The sequence below is a fragment of the Ochrobactrum sp. SFR4 genome (assembly GCF_019730395.1).
In the GTDB taxonomy this organism is placed as follows: Bacteria; Pseudomonadota; Alphaproteobacteria; order Rhizobiales; family Rhizobiaceae; genus Pseudochrobactrum.
The window spans coordinates 1-475 of the sequence record NZ_JAAPBB010000184.1 but is presented as its reverse complement, the minus strand read 5'-3'; the positions used below and the strand labels follow the sequence as shown (position 1 = coordinate 475).

General features: G+C 54.7%; 1 protein-coding gene. It reads left to right on the top strand.

The window, feature by feature from the left end; all coding sequences use genetic code 11:
* Window positions 1–23 precede the first annotated feature (23 nt).
* Window positions 24–475: phosphopantetheine-binding protein (locus HBA93_RS18500; protein ID WP_353619399.1), on the top strand; the 452-nt coding region annotated here is incomplete at its 3' end.

Genomic DNA, 475 nt, shown 5'->3' with positions numbered 1-475 from the left:
CGGCGTTTCAGGCGGGCTATCCAGTGGTGGAAAAGCTGCTGTTGCCATCCCGTGAGGCGACTGCCGATATTGCGCTGGATATCAGCCGTAAAGATGATCAGCAGCTTTTGCTGACATTACGCACGGGGTCGAAACTGCTGGATATGGCTGGTGAATTGTTGCTTGATCGGTTGGGTGCTGCCCTACAAGGCGAAGCAAAGGCCGTTTTTGCAAGCAGTGCGGAGCAGGTGGAGACGGCGCAGGAGAGCGGTTCTTATACGGGCATTATCCTGACAGAGTTTCACCGTGCGCTTGGTGATCCGGATATACAGGCCGGTGATGACTTTTTTGACTGCGGTGGTCATTCCATGCTGGCGACAAGGGTGATAGGCCGCTTGCTGACCGAGCATGGTTTGGAAGTGCAGTTCAACGATTTCTTCAAATATTCCACGGCTGAAAGTCTGGCATCCCGCATTGTGCCGGTGGGGTCGGCAGA